Annotated in this window: 16 protein-coding genes; 9 read left to right on the top strand and 7 right to left on the bottom strand. The window is 61.0% G+C overall.

Annotated features, from left to right (window positions below):
- The first annotated feature begins 9 nt into the window (after positions 1-9).
- From arsJ to QOM08_RS15540, 8 genes are all read left to right on the top strand, one after another.
- Positions 10-1,239 (top strand): organoarsenical effux MFS transporter ArsJ, encoded by a 1,230-nt coding sequence (gene arsJ / locus QOM08_RS15575; protein WP_047225649.1) that lies wholly within the window; start codon positions 10-12, stop codon positions 1,237-1,239.
- 69 nt (positions 1,240-1,308) lie between these two features.
- Entirely contained in the window at positions 1,309-1,986 is a 678-nt protein-coding gene (locus tag QOM08_RS15570; protein WP_047225650.1) for a thermostable hemolysin, read from the top strand.
- The gene (locus QOM08_RS15565) at positions 1,976-3,457 is read left to right on the top strand and encodes an AMP-binding protein (RefSeq protein ID WP_188250775.1); all 1,482 of its coding nucleotides are present in this window, start codon (positions 1,976-1,978) and stop codon (positions 3,455-3,457) included. The genes QOM08_RS15570 and QOM08_RS15565 overlap by 11 nt, the downstream gene beginning before the upstream one ends.
- Positions 3,454-4,128, top strand: a complete 675-nt coding sequence (locus QOM08_RS15560; protein WP_076384308.1) for a TenA family transcriptional regulator — start codon at positions 3,454-3,456, stop codon at positions 4,126-4,128. The genes QOM08_RS15565 and QOM08_RS15560 overlap by 4 nt, the downstream gene beginning before the upstream one ends.
- A complete protein-coding gene (locus QOM08_RS15555) occupies positions 4,115-4,924 on the top strand; it encodes an SDR family oxidoreductase (protein WP_047225653.1) in 810 nt (269 codons plus the stop codon). Before QOM08_RS15560 ends, QOM08_RS15555 begins: the two co-directional genes overlap by 14 nt.
- Positions 4,921-5,565 (top strand): tetratricopeptide repeat protein, encoded by a 645-nt coding sequence (locus QOM08_RS15550; protein WP_076384310.1) that lies wholly within the window; start codon positions 4,921-4,923, stop codon positions 5,563-5,565. Before QOM08_RS15555 ends, QOM08_RS15550 begins: the two co-directional genes overlap by 4 nt.
- A gap of 11 nt (positions 5,566-5,576) precedes the next feature.
- Positions 5,577-6,239 carry a response regulator gene (locus QOM08_RS15545; RefSeq protein WP_047225655.1) on the top strand — a complete coding sequence of 221 codons (663 nt, stop codon included), beginning with the start codon at positions 5,577-5,579 and terminating at the stop codon, positions 6,237-6,239.
- Positions 6,236-7,603, top strand: a complete 1,368-nt coding sequence (locus tag QOM08_RS15540; RefSeq protein WP_188250777.1) for an ATP-binding protein — start codon at positions 6,236-6,238, stop codon at positions 7,601-7,603. Before QOM08_RS15545 ends, QOM08_RS15540 begins: the two co-directional genes overlap by 4 nt.
- On the opposite strand, the gene QOM08_RS15535 is transcribed toward QOM08_RS15540, so the two are convergent.
- The 7 genes from QOM08_RS15535 to QOM08_RS15505 form a co-directional block, all read right to left on the bottom strand.
- Positions 7,600-8,715 (bottom strand): ArsO family NAD(P)H-dependent flavin-containing monooxygenase, encoded by a 1,116-nt coding sequence (locus tag QOM08_RS15535; protein ID WP_188250778.1) that lies wholly within the window; start codon positions 8,713-8,715, stop codon positions 7,600-7,602. The two genes, QOM08_RS15540 and QOM08_RS15535, sit on opposite strands and share 4 nt — an antisense overlap.
- 84 nt (positions 8,716-8,799) lie before the next feature.
- Positions 8,800-8,988, bottom strand: a complete 189-nt coding sequence (locus QOM08_RS15530; RefSeq protein ID WP_047225658.1) for a DUF2892 domain-containing protein — start codon at positions 8,986-8,988, stop codon at positions 8,800-8,802.
- Between the two features lie 13 nt (positions 8,989-9,001).
- Positions 9,002-9,421, bottom strand: a complete 420-nt coding sequence (locus tag QOM08_RS15525) for a DUF6691 family protein (RefSeq protein ID WP_047225659.1) — start codon at positions 9,419-9,421, stop codon at positions 9,002-9,004.
- 2 nt (positions 9,422-9,423) lie between these two features.
- Entirely contained in the window at positions 9,424-9,858 is a 435-nt protein-coding gene (locus QOM08_RS15520) for a YeeE/YedE family protein (protein WP_047225660.1), read from the bottom strand.
- A 43-nt stretch (positions 9,859-9,901) separates the two neighbouring features.
- Complete coding sequence (locus tag QOM08_RS15515) at positions 9,902-10,705, bottom strand: sulfite exporter TauE/SafE family protein (protein ID WP_107322786.1); 804 nt, start codon at positions 10,703-10,705, stop codon at positions 9,902-9,904.
- Positions 10,706-10,733: 28 nt separating this feature from the next.
- Positions 10,734-12,404 carry a bifunctional protein tyrosine phosphatase family protein/NAD(P)/FAD-dependent oxidoreductase gene (locus QOM08_RS15510; protein WP_047225662.1) on the bottom strand — a complete coding sequence of 557 codons (1,671 nt, stop codon included), beginning with the start codon at positions 12,402-12,404 and terminating at the stop codon, positions 10,734-10,736.
- Between the two features lie 42 nt (positions 12,405-12,446).
- Entirely contained in the window at positions 12,447-13,325 is an 879-nt protein-coding gene (locus QOM08_RS15505; RefSeq protein WP_047225663.1) for an MBL fold metallo-hydrolase, read from the bottom strand.
- Positions 13,326-13,551: 226 nt separating this feature from the next.
- On the opposite strand from QOM08_RS15505, the gene QOM08_RS15500 reads away from it, so the two are divergent.
- The gene (locus tag QOM08_RS15500; protein ID WP_047225664.1) at positions 13,552-14,877 is read left to right on the top strand and encodes a sigma-54 interaction domain-containing protein; all 1,326 of its coding nucleotides are present in this window, start codon (positions 13,552-13,554) and stop codon (positions 14,875-14,877) included.
- Positions 14,878-14,923 lie beyond the last annotated feature (46 nt).

The following is a 14,923-nucleotide window of genomic DNA, read 5'->3' as shown; positions in this document are numbered from 1 at the left end:
GGAACGGTCATGAAAGCGTTGTCAGCCCTCGCTCCGCAAGTGCGGCAGTACCTGCTCGTCACCGGCAATTACTGGGCCTTCACCCTCACCGATGGCGCCTTGCGCATGTTGGTGGTGCTGCATTTTCATGCGTTGGGCTACAGCCCGCTGCAAATCGCCGCGTTGTTTTTGTTCTACGAAATCTTTGGCGTGATCACCAACCTGGTGGGCGGCTACCTCGGTGCCCGGCTTGGCCTGAACCGAACCATGAATATCGGCCTGGGGATGCAGGTCGTGGCGCTGTTGATGCTGACAGTTCCCTCGGTCTGGTTGACCATCCCCTGGGTAATGGGCGCTCAGGCGCTGTCCGGGATCGCCAAAGACCTGAACAAGATGAGCGCGAAAAGCTCGATCAAGCTGCTGGTTCCCGATGGTCAACAGGGGCAATTGTACAAGTGGGTGGCGATTCTCACCGGCTCCAAGAATGCCCTCAAGGGCGTTGGTTTCTTCCTGGGGGGCGCCTTGCTGGCCCTCATCGGCTTCAAAGGTGCGCTGCTGGCGATGGCCGGCGTACTGGCGTTGATCTGGATCGCCAGCCTGATCCTGTTGAAAAAGGATCTGGGTAAAGCTAAAGCCAAGCCCAGGTTTCGCGACATCCTCTCCAAGAGCCGCGCGATCAACATTTTGTCGGCGGCACGGATGTTCTTGTTCGGTGCCCGCGACGTCTGGTTCGTGGTGGCCCTGCCGGTTTACCTGAGCAGTGTTTTCGGTTGGGACTTCTGGAAGGTCGGCGGTTTCCTCGCGGCTTGGGTGATCGGCTACGGCATCGTGCAGTCTTTTGCGCCCAACATCACTGGCAAGAAACGTGGGCACGTGCCGGATGGCCGTGCGGCGTGTCTGTGGGCAATGGCATTGGCGGGTCTGCCCGCGGCCATTGCGCTAGGACTCGACAGCGGGTTGGCACCACAGACGGTGCTACTGGGTGGGCTCATGGTCTTTGGTGCGCTGTTCGCGGTGAACTCTTCGTTGCACAGCTATTTGATCGTGTCCTACGCCAAGGAAGACGGCGTATCGCTGGATGTGGGTTTTTACTACATGTCCAACGCCATGGGACGGCTGATCGGAACGGTGCTTTCTGGCTGGGTTTATCAAGTGTACGGGCTGCAGGCGTGCTTATGGATCTCCAGCGCCTTCGTGCTGCTCGCCGCTTTGATTTCCATTGGATTGCCTCGTCACGCCAGTCCGGCGGTCGATCTTTAACCACCTTCAGACTTCGTTAAGAAACGGCCTCGATACTTTCTCCCCATACCCAAGGGAGAACGTTGACCCATGCCCGATTCTGACTGGAACATCCATCTACCGCTGGCTTTCGGCAATGCCGGCCAGCCGGTTCGCCACTTGCACCGGGCTATGCCGGGAGAGCCCCGCCGGGATGAGTTCGAAGCCTTCATCCACCGGCGTTTCCACCAGGCGCACGGCGCAGAGATTCGTCACTTCATGCCCGAACTGTTCGGGCTCGATGATGCTGACGGCAGGCTTTGCGCCGTGGCAGGCGTGCGTCTGGCCGCCCAGGGACCGCTGTTTCTCGAGCATTATCTGGACGATCCCATCGAGCCTTTGATCAAGGCCGATGCAGACTGCGCAGTGGATCGCGCCGGCATTGTCGAAGTTGGCAATCTGGCCGCCAGCGACACCGGCAGCGCTCGCCTGAGCATTATCGCGATCACCTATCTGTTGGCGATGGGCGGGCTGGAGTGGGTGGCGTTCACCGGCAATATCGGCCTGGTCAACAGTTTCCATCGCCTTGGCCTCAAGCCCGTGACCCTGTGTCCGGCCGACCCGCAGCGCCTGGGGGAAGACCGTCACCTCTGGGGCCGCTACTACGAGAGTCAGCCATGGGTTCATGTCGGCAACATCCGCGCCGGCTTCGTTCATCTGCGCGATGCCGGTCTGTTCGATCGCCTGGGTTTTTCACAGACCTACGGGGAGGCGTGCCATGTTGCCTGAAGTGGAGCGCTTCAAACTCACCCTGCGTGAGCATGCCCAACGCAAGGGCTACGCCGTGGCGCTGTGGGGCGATAACTTGCGGCTGGACTACGCCACGCTTTACTCCGAAGTGGTGTACCGCCAACAACGCTTGCGCGATGAACACATAAAGGTTGTTGCTCTGGCCCTGGATAATGGTGTCGAAGCCATGCTTTGGGACCTGGCGGTTTTGTTCGAAGGTCTGGCCTGCGTCATCCTGCCGGTTTTTTTCAGTCCGGCTCAACGCTTGCATTGCCTGGAGCAGAGCCAGGCGCAGCGGGTGATTGCCGAGCCGGGACTGGCCGCCGAACTCCAGGCCGCCGGTTACCACTACAGCGGCGAGTTCTGGCACAAAGATTACCCCGGACCGAGCCGCTTGCCGACGGGCACCGCCAAGCTGACCTTTACCTCGGGCACCACCGGCACGCCAAAAGGTGTCTGCCTGAGTGCCGACAGCCTGCTGCGGGTCGCCCGTGAGCTGGAACAGGCCAGCCGGCCGGTCAACCCAAGGCATCACCTGGCGCTGCTGCCCCTGGCGGTGCTTCTGGAAAACCTCGGGTGCTACGCGGCGCTGTATGCCGGGGCGATGCTCAGCCTGCCTGGCCAGAAAACCCTCGGCATCCAGGGCGCCAGTGGCGTCGACCCGGCGCGCCTGTTGGCGTGCCTGACCGAGCGCCGGGCGCAGAGTCTGATCCTGGTTCCACAATTGTTGCTGATGCTGGTCACGGCTGCCGAGCAGAAAGCGTTCTACCCACACGCTTTGCGGTTCGCCGCCGTGGGCGGTGCGCGGGTATCCCATGATCTTCTGCAACGAGCCCAGCGTGCTGGCGTGCCGGTATTTGAAGGCTACGGGCTGTCGGAATGCGCTTCGGTGGTGTGCCTCAACCGCCCACAGGCCAACCGCGCCGGCAGTGTCGGTCAGCCGTTGCCCCATGTGCAGGTTCGTCTGGCCGAAGACGGCGAGGTCATGATCAAGGGCTCGACCTTGCTCGGATACCTGGGGGAGCCTCCGCCGCCCGCCGACTGGTGGCCCAGCGGCGACCTGGGGGAGTTCGACGCCGACGGGTTCCTTTACCTGCGCGGGCGCAAGAAGCACCAATTCGTCACCAGCTTCGGTCGCAACGTTAACCCTGAATGGGTCGAAGCCGAACTCACCCAAGGCGGCACCATCAGCCAGGCCTTCGTCTATGGCGAAGCCTTGCCGCACAACCATGCATTGCTGTGGCCCACCCGCGCCGACTGCTCCGATCAAGCGCTGGAGCTGGCGGTAAACAAGGCCAACGAGGCGTTGCCCGATTACGCGCAGGTCCATCACTGGACGCGACTGGCGCACCCCTTCACCGCAGCCAACGGCCTGCTCACCGCCAACGGCCGACCGCGCCGTGAAGCGATTGCCGAGCATTACCGCGGGTTGTTCAGCGAATCCATTCTGTCCGAGGAATATCCGTCATGAGTTTTTTCGACACGTTGCAAGAAGCCACCCATCAGGAACGTCAAACGCTGTTTAATCTGCCGATTATCCGTGACGCCCTCGACGGCCAGGTCAGCCTGGCCAGTTACCGGGCGTTTCTGATCCAGGCCTACTACCACGTGCGCCACACCGTACCGTTGATGATGGCTTGCGGTGCACGCCTGCCAGCGCACCTGGAATGGCTGCGCAAGGCCGTGTGCGAGTACATCGACGAGGAATACGGTCATGAGCAATGGGTGCTGGATGACATCGCCGTGTGTGGAGGCGACAAGGATGCGGTGCGTGATGGTCAGCCGTCGCTGCCTATCGAATTGATGGTCAGTTACCTGTATGACTTGATCGCCCGGGGCAATCCGGTGGGGCTGTTCGGCATGGTCAATGTGCTCGAGGGCACCAGCATCGCTCTGGCGACCCACGCCGCCGACGCCATTCGTGAACACCTGGAACTGCCGCCCACCGCTTTCAGTTACCTCAGCTCCCACGGCTCGCTGGATATCGAGCACATGCAGACCTATCGCGGCCTGATGAACAAGCTGGAGGATCCGGCCGACCAGGCGGCGGTGATCCACGCCTCCAAAGTGGTGTACACGCTCTACACCGAGATGTTCCGGGGCCTGCCCCGTGACAAGGGGGACCAGCATGCGCCTGTGTGACGCCCGGATCGTCTTGACCGGTGCCAGTGGCGGAATTGGCCTAGCCATCGCCCAGGCCCTATGCGCCAGTGGCGCTCGGGTGTTGGCCGTGGCCAGGCATCGCGAAGCGCTGGAACCCTTGATCGAACGCTACCCGCAGCAGTTGTACTGGGTTGGCGCAGACCTGACTGTGCCAGGTGATCGGCGCAAGGTGCTGGCCGCCGCCGAGGCCTTGGGCGGCATCAACCTGCTGATCAATGCCGCCGGTGTTAACCACTTTGCCATGCTCGAACAACTCGAGGACAGTGAGATCGACGCCATGCTGGCGTTGAACATCAGCGCGCCGATCTGTTTGAGCAAACTGTTGCTGCCACTGCTTAAACAGGCCGCCAGCGCCATGGTGGTCAATGTCGGCTCGACCTACGGCTCGATCGGCTACCCAGGCTACGCCAGTTACTGCGCCAGCAAGTTCGCCCTGCGCGGGTTCTCCGAAGCGCTGCGCCGAGAGTTGGCGGACACCCGGGTCGGCGTGCTCTACGTGGCGCCCCGGGCTACACGTACGTCGATGAACAGCCCGGCGGCCCAAGCCCTCAACCAGGCGCTTAAGGCCAACGTCGATGATCCGCACGCGGTGGCCTCGGCGGTCATACATGCCATTACCGGCGACCGTCGCGAGCTGTATCTGGGCTGGCCCGAGCGTTTTTTCGTCGGCCTCAACAGCCTGCTGCCCAACCTGGTGGACCGTGGCCTGCGCAAGCAACTGCCACTGGTTCGCCGTCTGAGCCATAAACCTGAGAACGAGCACCTCAAACCATGAAAAAAATTCTGATCTGTTTACTGTTCGGCGCCCTGGCTCAAAGCGCCTGGGCCTTGGATGACGCCGACCAGCAGCGTCTCACAGGCATCCAGCAAAGCTGGGCGCATATCCAATATGAGTTGCCTGAGGGGCAGCGTGCCGATGCCTTTGAAAAACTCGCCGCCCAGGCTTCGGCGTTCAAGCAGCAACGCCAGTCAGTGGCCGAGGCCTGGATCTGGTCGGGCATTGTCAAAAGCAGTTGGGCAGGGGCCGCAGGCGGGATCGGTGCGCTGGGCAAGGTCAAGGACGCCAAGGCTGATCTGGAACAGGCCCTGGCCCTGGATCCCAAAGCCTTGCAAGGCTCGGCCTACACCAGCCTCGGCGCACTCTATGATCGGGTTCCCGGCTGGCCCTTGGGGTTTGGCGACTCGGACAAGGCCGAGCAACTGCTCCAGCAGGCGCTGCAACTGAACCCAAACGGCATTGACAGTCTGTACTTCTGGGGCGATCACCTCTACCGTCAGAAACGCTACGCTGAAGCCCGGGTTGCCCTGCAAAAAGCCTTGCAGGCAGCGCCACGGCCCGGCCGGGAAACCGCTGACGCGGGGCGCCGCAAGGAAATCGAAGCGTTGCTGGTGGATGTGAACAAAAAACTTGGCTGAGAGGAGTGTGCGTGCGCTTATTACTGATCGAGGATGACGTGGCCCTGGGCGAAGGCATCCATCAGGCCCTGAGCCGCGAAGGCTATACCGTAGACTGGTTGAAGGACGGGAGCAGCGCCTTGCACGCACTGCTCAGCGAAACCTTTGACCTGGCTGTGCTTGACCTGGGCCTGCCACGGATGGACGGCCTGCAGGTGTTGCGTCGCTTGCGTGACAGCGGTTCCAACCTGCCGGTGCTGATCCTCACCGCCCGGGACGCCACCGAAGATCGCATTGCCGGGCTCGATGCCGGGGCCGACGACTACTTGATCAAACCCTTCGATCTGGCGGAACTCAAGGCCCGGTTACGGGCCTTGTTGCGCCGCAGCGCCGGTCGTGCCCAGGCGCTGATCGAGCATGCCGGCATCAGCCTCAATCCGGGGACCCAGCAGGTCAGCTATCAGGGCAACCCGGTGGCGTTGACGCCCAAGGAGTATCAGTTGCTCCATGAATTGCTGTCGCCGCCGGGCCGGGTCATGACGCGCGATCATCTGATGCAATTGCTTTACGGCTGGAACGAGGAGGCCGAGAGCAACACCCTGGAAGTGCATATTCACCACCTGCGCAAGAAATTTTCCACCGACCTGATCCGTACCATTCGTGGCGTCGGGTATCTGGTGGAGGAGCGCCGATGACTTCAATCCGGCGGCGCACCCTCACGCTGATCCTGGGGCTTTTGTTCGTTGGCCTGTTGATCATCACCGTATTCAATCTGCATGACAGCAACCACGAGATCGCTGAAGTCTACGATGCTCAATTGGCCCAGAACGCCCGGCTGTTGCAGGGTGTCATGCGCATGCCCATGGCCAGCAAGGAACATGCGCAGTTGTATCAGGCATTCAATTCGGCCTTGGCGTCGGCGGTTCCCAAAGTCGATGGACATCCCTATGAGAGCAAAATCGCCTTTCAGGTCTGGGATTCAAAAGGTGCGTTGCTGGTTCACACCTCCAGTGCACCGACATTCACCTCACCGCCGATTGCTCCTGGTTTCAGCGACGTGATAGACCAAAAGGACTGTATGTGGCGGGCGTTCGTACTGGATGATACACAGTACGGCCTGAAAATCTGGGTAGGGGAGCGTGATGATGTGCGGTCCGATCTGGTCGATCGTATTGTCCGTCACACGGTGGTGCCTAATCTGATCGGCAGCCTGATTCTTGCCGCCGTGATCTGGTTGGCCATCGGCTGGGGGCTCAAGCCTCTGGTCGACATGGCAGCCAAGTTGCGTGCGCGGCATCCGGGCTCACTGGAGCCTCTGCAATTGGTGCCGCTGCCCAGCGAACTGGAGCCCATGCAAGCGGCGCTCAATCGGGTGCTGGCGCAGATTCAGGAGTTGATGGGCCGTGAACGGCGTTTTATTGCCGACGCAGCCCATGAGATGCGAACCCCCCTGGCGGTGCTCAGGGTTCATGCGCAGAACCTGATGGAGGCGGGGAATGAGCAGAGCCGGCGTGAGTCCCTGCAGCATCTGATCGTCGGAGTGGATCGCACCACGCGCCTGGTCAATCAGTTGCTCACCATGGCACGCCTTGAACCACAAGCCGGCGTGCCTGCACCCGCCGTGATCGATCTGCCCGCCACGGTGCGTGAAAGTCTGGTTCAGATGACCCCCTGGTTGCTCAGCAAGGGGCTGGAGCTGGTCCTGGACGTCAGTGATGACATCGACCCGGTGAGGATTGATCCGGTGTCCATCGATATTGCCTTGAACAACCTGGTGACCAATGCGGCCAACTTTTCTCCCCCCAACGGCTTGATCACGGTGCGGCTGGCCCGACAGGGAGATCATTACGAGCTGGCGGTCGAGGATCAGGGGCCAGGCATAGACGAGGCCGAACGGGACCGGCTTTTTGAACGCTTCTACAGCCGCGGCAACGACCAGGGTGCCGGGTTGGGCTTGACGATCGTGCGGACCATCGCCAATCGGCTTGGCGGGCAGGTCCGGTTGGAGAATCGCCCCGAGGGAGGTCTGCGCGCCACGTTGCAGATGGGCCGTCTTTAACCTTGCTCGTCGCGTGCCGGTAGTGTTTGGGCATCGGATGGACCGACGAGGAAAGCGGCAATTTCGTTGACCGTGCTGCGGGCCGTGCGTGTTACGCCGATCAGCGTAGCGGAGGCCGCACCGGTCCATTCGCCATAGCCCACCAGCCATAGCCTGGGCTCTTGAATCGAATGAGTCCCGTCAACGTCCACGCGTCCTTCAGCGTTGAGCACACCCAGTGGCTCCAGATGCTGCAGGGCGGGTCGGAAGCCGGTACACCAGATCACCACGTCCACCGCAGACTCGCTCCCGTCGGCCCAGATTACGCCGTTGCGGGTGAAGCGTTCGAAAGGTCGGACTGATTTGAGCGCGTTGCGCGACCGGGCCTCGACAACGGGCGGTACCATGACGATGTCACCCAGCCCACCCACGGGCTGTTCGATGACGCGACCTTCCTGTTGCGCTTTCCAGCGCTGCGTGGCGCGCTCGAACAACACCTGCCCATCCACTTCATCAGGCAGGAACAGGGGTTCAACAGGTGTTACCCATGTGGTTTCGGCAACCCTGGAAACCTCGGCCAGAATCTGCGCCCCTGAATTGCCGCCACCGATGACCAGGACTTTTTTTCCGGTGAACGGCTGCGCTTGGAGGTAGTTTGCCGAGTGCAGCTGTTGACCGGCGAATAATCCCGCGCCGGGGTAGTGGGGGATGAACGGGGTACTCCAGGTGCCGGTGGCGCTGACCACAACCTTGGCGTCCCAATGTCTATCGTGCGCCTTAACCCGCAACCCGGTTTCTGTACGCTCTACAGAAGTGACGCGCACGGGACGCACGATGGGCAATTGATAGCGCTGTTCGTACTGCTTGAGGTAGTCGATCACATGGTCGCGTGATGGGTAGCCATCCTGCGTGGGCGGCATCATCCAGCCTGGGATCGAGCTCCAGGTGGCGGGGGAGAATAGACGCAAAGAGTTCCAGCCATGGCGCCAGGCACCTCCTGGCCCTTGCTCGGCATCGAGAATGACGAACGAAAGTCGGGTGCGCTGCAGGAAATACGCCACTGCCAAGGCGGATTGGCCTCCACCGACAATCACCACGTCATATTGACTGGCAGTGGCAGGCGAATGAGTCATGACGGTGGTCTCCGATTGAGGTGGGAAAACAAGCCGGTGTAATTGCTGACAGTACCGTCATTTGCAGGCGCGGCAGCACCCGCCTCAGCAGCGTTTGCAGGTCCTGATGCCCAGTAATGTATAGACCGGGCAGAAACGGAAGATCCCCGTCGCCAGCGGCACCAGGCCGATCCAGCCCCACAAGCCGATCACGCCGCTCAGGCTGAGGGCAATGAGGACAAGTCCCGCGGCAATACGCAAGCTACGGTCGATGGTTCCGATATTGGCTTTCATGACGATCTCCCGATCAGTGAGTGCGCCGGTTCTCCAGCGCGGTGAACAACAACATGCCAGCCAGCATGGCCGCCATGAATACGATGATTTGCCAGTGCCCGGTGAGCAGGATCGCCACGGCGGGCCCCGGACAGATACCGGCTATCCCCCAACCGATGCCAAACAGCAGGCTGCCGCCGATCAGGCGAGGGTCCAGCTCACGCTTGACCGGCAATTGCATCGGGTTTCCCAGCACCGAACGGGTCTGGCGGCGGGCCCAGGTCAGTGGGCCGATCGCGACACCAATCGCTGCGAGCATGACCAGGGCCAGGGAGGGGTCCCAAGTGCCGGTCACATCCAGGAACGCCAAGACTTTGCTCGGATTGGCCATGCCCGCCAGGAGCAGACCGAAGCCGAACACCAGACCGGCCATGAATGCAGTCAGTTTGAGCATGTTCAACCCTCCAACATATGACGCAGGACAAAGACCGTGGCGAAACCGCTGAACATGAAACATGCCGTGGCGATCATCGAACGCGGTGAAAGGCGCGACAGGCCACATACGCCGTGGCCGCTGGTACAGCCCGACCCGTAGCGGGTGCCGATGCCCACCAGCAGGCCGGCGACGCTGAGGCCGAGCCAGCCGCTCTGAAACTCGATCTGCGGCAACGCGGTGAATAGGCCCCATAGCAGCGGCGCAACGAGCAGCCCCAACAGAAACAGCGCTTTCTCGCTAACCCCCTCGCTACCACGCTGCAGCAGGCTGCCGAGTAAACCGCTGATGCCGGCGATACGCCCATTGGCGACAACGAAAAGGCTGGCAGCCAAACCAATCAACGCACCGCCGGCAAGGGCTGACCAGGGCGTGAAGTTGAGCCAGTCAATGTTCATGAGATTTCTCCGATACAAACCACGTTGAGACTCCAGCAGGCGATTAACCCAGGGCTTTTACAACCAATGCCAGGGCCACCAGCGCAGCCAGAATGGCGAAGCCTTTTTGCAGATAGGGCTCCGGCAGCCGGGCGGCGAGCAAGCGGCCGCCGGTCATTCCCAACAATGCGCCAAGGGTAAAAGGTACGGCAATCGCCCATTGCAAATGACCCGCCGCCGAGCTCGCCACCACGCCGGAAATTGAAACCAGGGCAATGACCGTCAGCGACGTGGCGAGCACCGATTGGGTGGTCAGATTGGTGTAGCGCTGGAGTGCCGGGACCATGACAAAACCGCCGCCCACACCCAGCAGGCCGGACAGCGCGCCGGCGACCATGCCGGAGACCGTCAGCGCCCAGGCACAGGGTGCGGTCCAATGGAGCTTGCCGCGGTTTTCGTCCAGTACACAAGGCGGGGGTTTGCGCTTCGACGTGGCTTTGCAATCGGCGCGCGAGGGCAGTGACTTTTGAAAGGCCCGGAAGGCCACGTACATCAATAGAAGGGCAAACAGGAGCGTCAAGGGACGGTTGGGCGTGCGCTGAGCCAGCCAGATCCCCAGTGGAGAGCAGATGATGCCCGCGCCTGCGGTCAGCAGCGCAGCCTTATAGCGTACGGTGCCGTTTCTAAGGCCCATCACCGCACCCAGGGACGCGGCCAAACCCACCGCCATCAAGCCAATGGGCCCGGCTTCGGCCATGCTCAGGCCCGCGCCGAAGACCAGCAGGGGAACCGCCAGTATTCCCCCGCCAGCGCCGGTCAGCGCCAGAATCACACCCACGGTCAGGCCGAGCAGCAAGATGATGATCATCCCTCTCTCCTTGCCTTGAGGTCTGGGTTCATAGATCCGCCAACTCCGGTTTAGCCAGCCACTCATGTCCCTTGAGCATGCCCTTCCAATACAACGGAGGGAGAATCCGCTCCTTGAGTAGCCAGGCCAGCCGCGATGGCCGGGTACCGTCAATCAGCCAGGACGGGAAGCTGGGGGCGACGGTGCCGCCATAGGTGAACTCCGCCAGGACGATCTTGCCCCGTTCGACTGTCAGCGGACAGGAGCCGTAACCGTCGTAATGAGCGTTGCCCTTGGCTTTGCCCATGGCTGCCAGCACGTTATGGGCGACCACGGGCGCCTGCTTGCGAGCGGCCGCGGCGGTCTTGGCATTGCTGGAGTTGGTGGCGTCGCCCAGTGCGTGAATATTCGCCCAGGTTTTATGGCGCAGCGTGTCGGGATCGACATCAATCCAGCCAGCGGCATCGGCGAGGGGGCTGACGCGGATAAAGTCTGGCGCAATCTGTGGGGGCACCACATGCAGCAAATCGAAGTCGCGCGTGACAAGCTGGCGTGTGCCATCGGGCTGGGCGCAACTGAAGGTGGCGGTTCGCGCGGGCCCGTCAACGCTCGTCAGCGTGCTGCCGAAGTTCAGGTCGATGCCATAGGCGCGGATGTACTCCATCAGGGCCGGCACGTAATCGGGCACGCCGAACAGCACAGCTGCGGCACTGCAGAAATCGATCTTGATGTTGCCGAGTACCCCTTCACGCCGCCAGTGGTCGGCAGAGAGATACATGGCTTTTTGCGGCGCCCCGGCACATTTGATCGGCATCGGCGGTTGCGTGAAGATGGCCCGGCCACCGCGCAGTTGCTGCACGCACTCCCAGGTATAGGGGGCGAGGTGATACAGGTAGTTGGATGTAACGCCGTTGCGACCCAATGTCTGCGGCAGACCTTCAATGGCATTCCAGTTGAGTTTCAGGCCAGGGCATACGATCAGTTGTTGATACTTGACGACTCTGCACCCATCGAGAATGAGCGCATCTTTCTCGGGTTCAAAAGCGGCCACGGCGGCTTTGATCCAGTGCACGCCGCGAGGAATGGTCGAGCCCATCGTATGGGCGGTCCGGGGGGCATCGAAGACACCGCAACCGACCAGCGTCCAGCCGGGCTGGTAATAATGCACATCTGCCGGGTCAATGATGGCGATGTCGAGCCCCGGTTCCCTGGCCAATAAGCTGGATGCCGCCGCAATGCCCGCTGCGCCGCCCCCGATAATGACCACCGCATGTTCGGCCTCGGCCACTTCGATCGGGGTCTGCCCCTTGTTTGCAATCCGGCGGATAACGCCTTTCATGTCAAACCCGGCATCTTTGGCTGTTTCGACGATCTGCGGCAGAGGCAGCAGGCTCGCTTGTGACAGCGCCCACATCGTTGTCGAGCGCATGCCGGAGCGGCAATACGCCAACACCGGTTTTGGCAGCGATTCAAATAGCCGGCCGAAGGCAACGCCTTGCTCGTCGGTGACCTTGCCCGATTCCGCGGGCAGATAGTGAGCTTCAATGCCCAGCGCTTCAGCCGCGCGCTTGATTTCGGCAAACAAGGGTTGATCGCTGCCTTCGCCATCCGGGCGATTACACACGATGGCGCGAAAGCCGGTGTTTTTCAGTTCCGTCAATTGATCGGGGAAAATCTGCTCTGATACCGCTAAGCCTGGCGCAAGGTGGCGGATGTCCATGGTGGTCTCCGTGATGGGATTTTCTTATAGGGGGAGGGGACGTCAGAGCACGTTGAGCGGGATCTTCAGATAGCGTGTGCCGTTCGATTCCGGCTCAGGAAAGTGTCCGGCGCGCATGTTCACCTGAACCGATGGCAGGATCAGCGTCGGCATTTCCAACGTGCTGTCACGCTTGGTGCGCATGGCCACGAACTCTTCTTCACTGATGCCGTTGCGCACATGGATATTGTCGGCGCGCTGCTCGGCAACGGTACTGGCGAACAGTACCTCGCGGCCGTCGGGCTGGTAGTCGTGGCACATGTACAGCACCGTATCGGCCGGCAGGCTCAGTACCTTGTTGATGGACCGGAACAAGGTGCGGGCATCGCCACCAGGAAAATCACAGCGCGCCGTACCGTAGTCGGGCATGAACAGGGTGTCGCCGACGAATGCCACCGTTTGCCTGGCGTCGCTGACGACGTACGTCATGCAGGCGGGTGTATGGCCCGGCGTATGCAGTGCGCGGCATTGCAGCGAACCGATGGAGAACGTGTAGTCATTGACGAACAGATGATCGAACTGACTTCCATCCTGGGCCATGTCATCACCGGTATTGAACAGCGTGCCAAAGGCTTGCTGCACGGTGGTGATGCGACTGCCGATGCCGATCTTGCCTCCCAGCTTTTCTTTGAGGTAAGGCGCTGCCGTGAGGTGGTCGGCGTGGACATGGGTTTCAAGAATCCATTGAACCTTGGCGTCCAGCTCGGCCACCCTGGCGATCAACGTGTCGGCAGACGTCGTCGTGGTATGGCCGGACTTGGGATCGTAATCCAGTACGCTGTCCACGAGTGCGCAGTGGCGGGTCGCCTGATCAAGCACGATATAACTGACAGTATGAGTATCGGGATCGAAAAATCCTTCGACGTGCAGTGTAGCGGTCATGATCGGTCTCCTGGTCTTGTTGCCGACTGGTTTAACCTGACATAGCAATAAGTCTGCCATGCACCGAGTGAGCGAAAAATCAAAGCTATCTATCTGAATTTGTTGTGTTTATTTTTGTAGGTGGGATGCGGCATTTTCACGCACACGAATAAACAACTGCCATTGGCAGTGTTTGTTGGCATAGTGGCAGTGTCGCTTGCGTCCGGATGAATCCACAGGAACCCCGATGAGCACTATCCTGCCAACCCCGAACAATTCGATCCCTCCGCCGGACCAGGTGCAGTCTCTGGTTTCGTTTCTCGAGCACGAGCCGCAGCCGATGATCGTGCTGGACCCGGACTACAACATTCTGGCGGCGAACACCGCCTATCGGCGCCAGTTCGGCAGTGCCGATCAACCGTTTATTGGTCATAAGTGCTATCGGATTTCCCACCATTACGATGTGCCTTGCGATCAGGCGGGGGAGAACTGCCCGATGAAGAAGGCCAGGGAAATGCGCGGCCCGGACCGGGTCCTGCACATTCACCACACCCCCCGCGGGCCTGAACATGTCGACGTGGAGCTGCGGCCGATCCTCAATGACCATGGCGACATAACCGCGTATGTGGAGCGTCTTACCCTGGTACGCAGCGCCTCAGCGCGGCCCAGCAACGAGGGCCTGGTGGGCAGCTCTCCGGCGTTCAACCGTGCACTGTCGGAACTGCAGCGGGTCGCGCCGTCCATGTTGCCGGTGCTGCTGTTGGGAGAGTCCGGTACGGGCAAGGAACTGTTTGCCCGTGCGGTCCATGAAACCAGCGAGCGGGCCAACGGGCCCTTTGTGGTAGTGGACTGTTCCGGGTTGACTGAAACGCTGTTTGAGAGCGAACTGTTCGGCCACGAGAAAGGCGCGTTCACCGGGGCCACCCTGCGCAAGCAGGGCCTGGTCGAAACAGCCCAGGGCGGTACGCTGTTTCTTGATGAAATCGGCGACGTTCCCCTGGCCATGCAGGTGAAACTGCTCAGGCTGATTGAGTCGGGAACCTATCGCCGTGTTGGCGGCGTGGAAACCTTGCATGCAGATTTCCGATTGGTTGCCGCCACCCATAAGCCCTTGGAACAGATGATGGCCCAGGGTGAGTTCAGGCAAGACCTGTACTACCGCATCAGCGTATTTCCCATTCATTTACCGCCTCTGCGCAATCGCATGGAGGACATCGCGCTGCTGGTCAATTCGTTATTGCAACGTTCCGGTACGGGCAAGCGCCGGCTGACCATCGACGCCGATGCCTTGATGCAACTGCAGCGATACTCCTGGCCGGGCAATATCCGCGAGCTTCGTAATGTGCTGGAAAGAGCCAGCCTGTTTGCCGATGACGGGGTCATTCATTCCGTGCATTTACCCCAGGTCCCCGATGCGACAGCCCAACGACTGGCTAACCCGGCTGTTGCTGATGGCCACTCGTTGGCCCAGATCCTGTCTGCGTTCAAAGGGACCCGCAGTGAGCTGGCCCGGCACTTGGGTATCAGCGAACGGACTTTATACCGGCGCTTGAAAGAGCAGGGTTTGGCCTGATCAGCCGCGATGACACCTGACTGCCAATCACTGCCGTCATGGCAGA

Origin of the sequence: Pseudomonas sp. P105, from assembly GCF_032614175.1 — a bacterium.
GTDB lineage: Bacteria > Pseudomonadota > Gammaproteobacteria > Pseudomonadales > Pseudomonadaceae > Aquipseudomonas > Aquipseudomonas rhizophila.
Note: the sequence above shows the minus strand (reverse complement) of the source record. Positions and strands in the feature narration are given on the sequence as shown.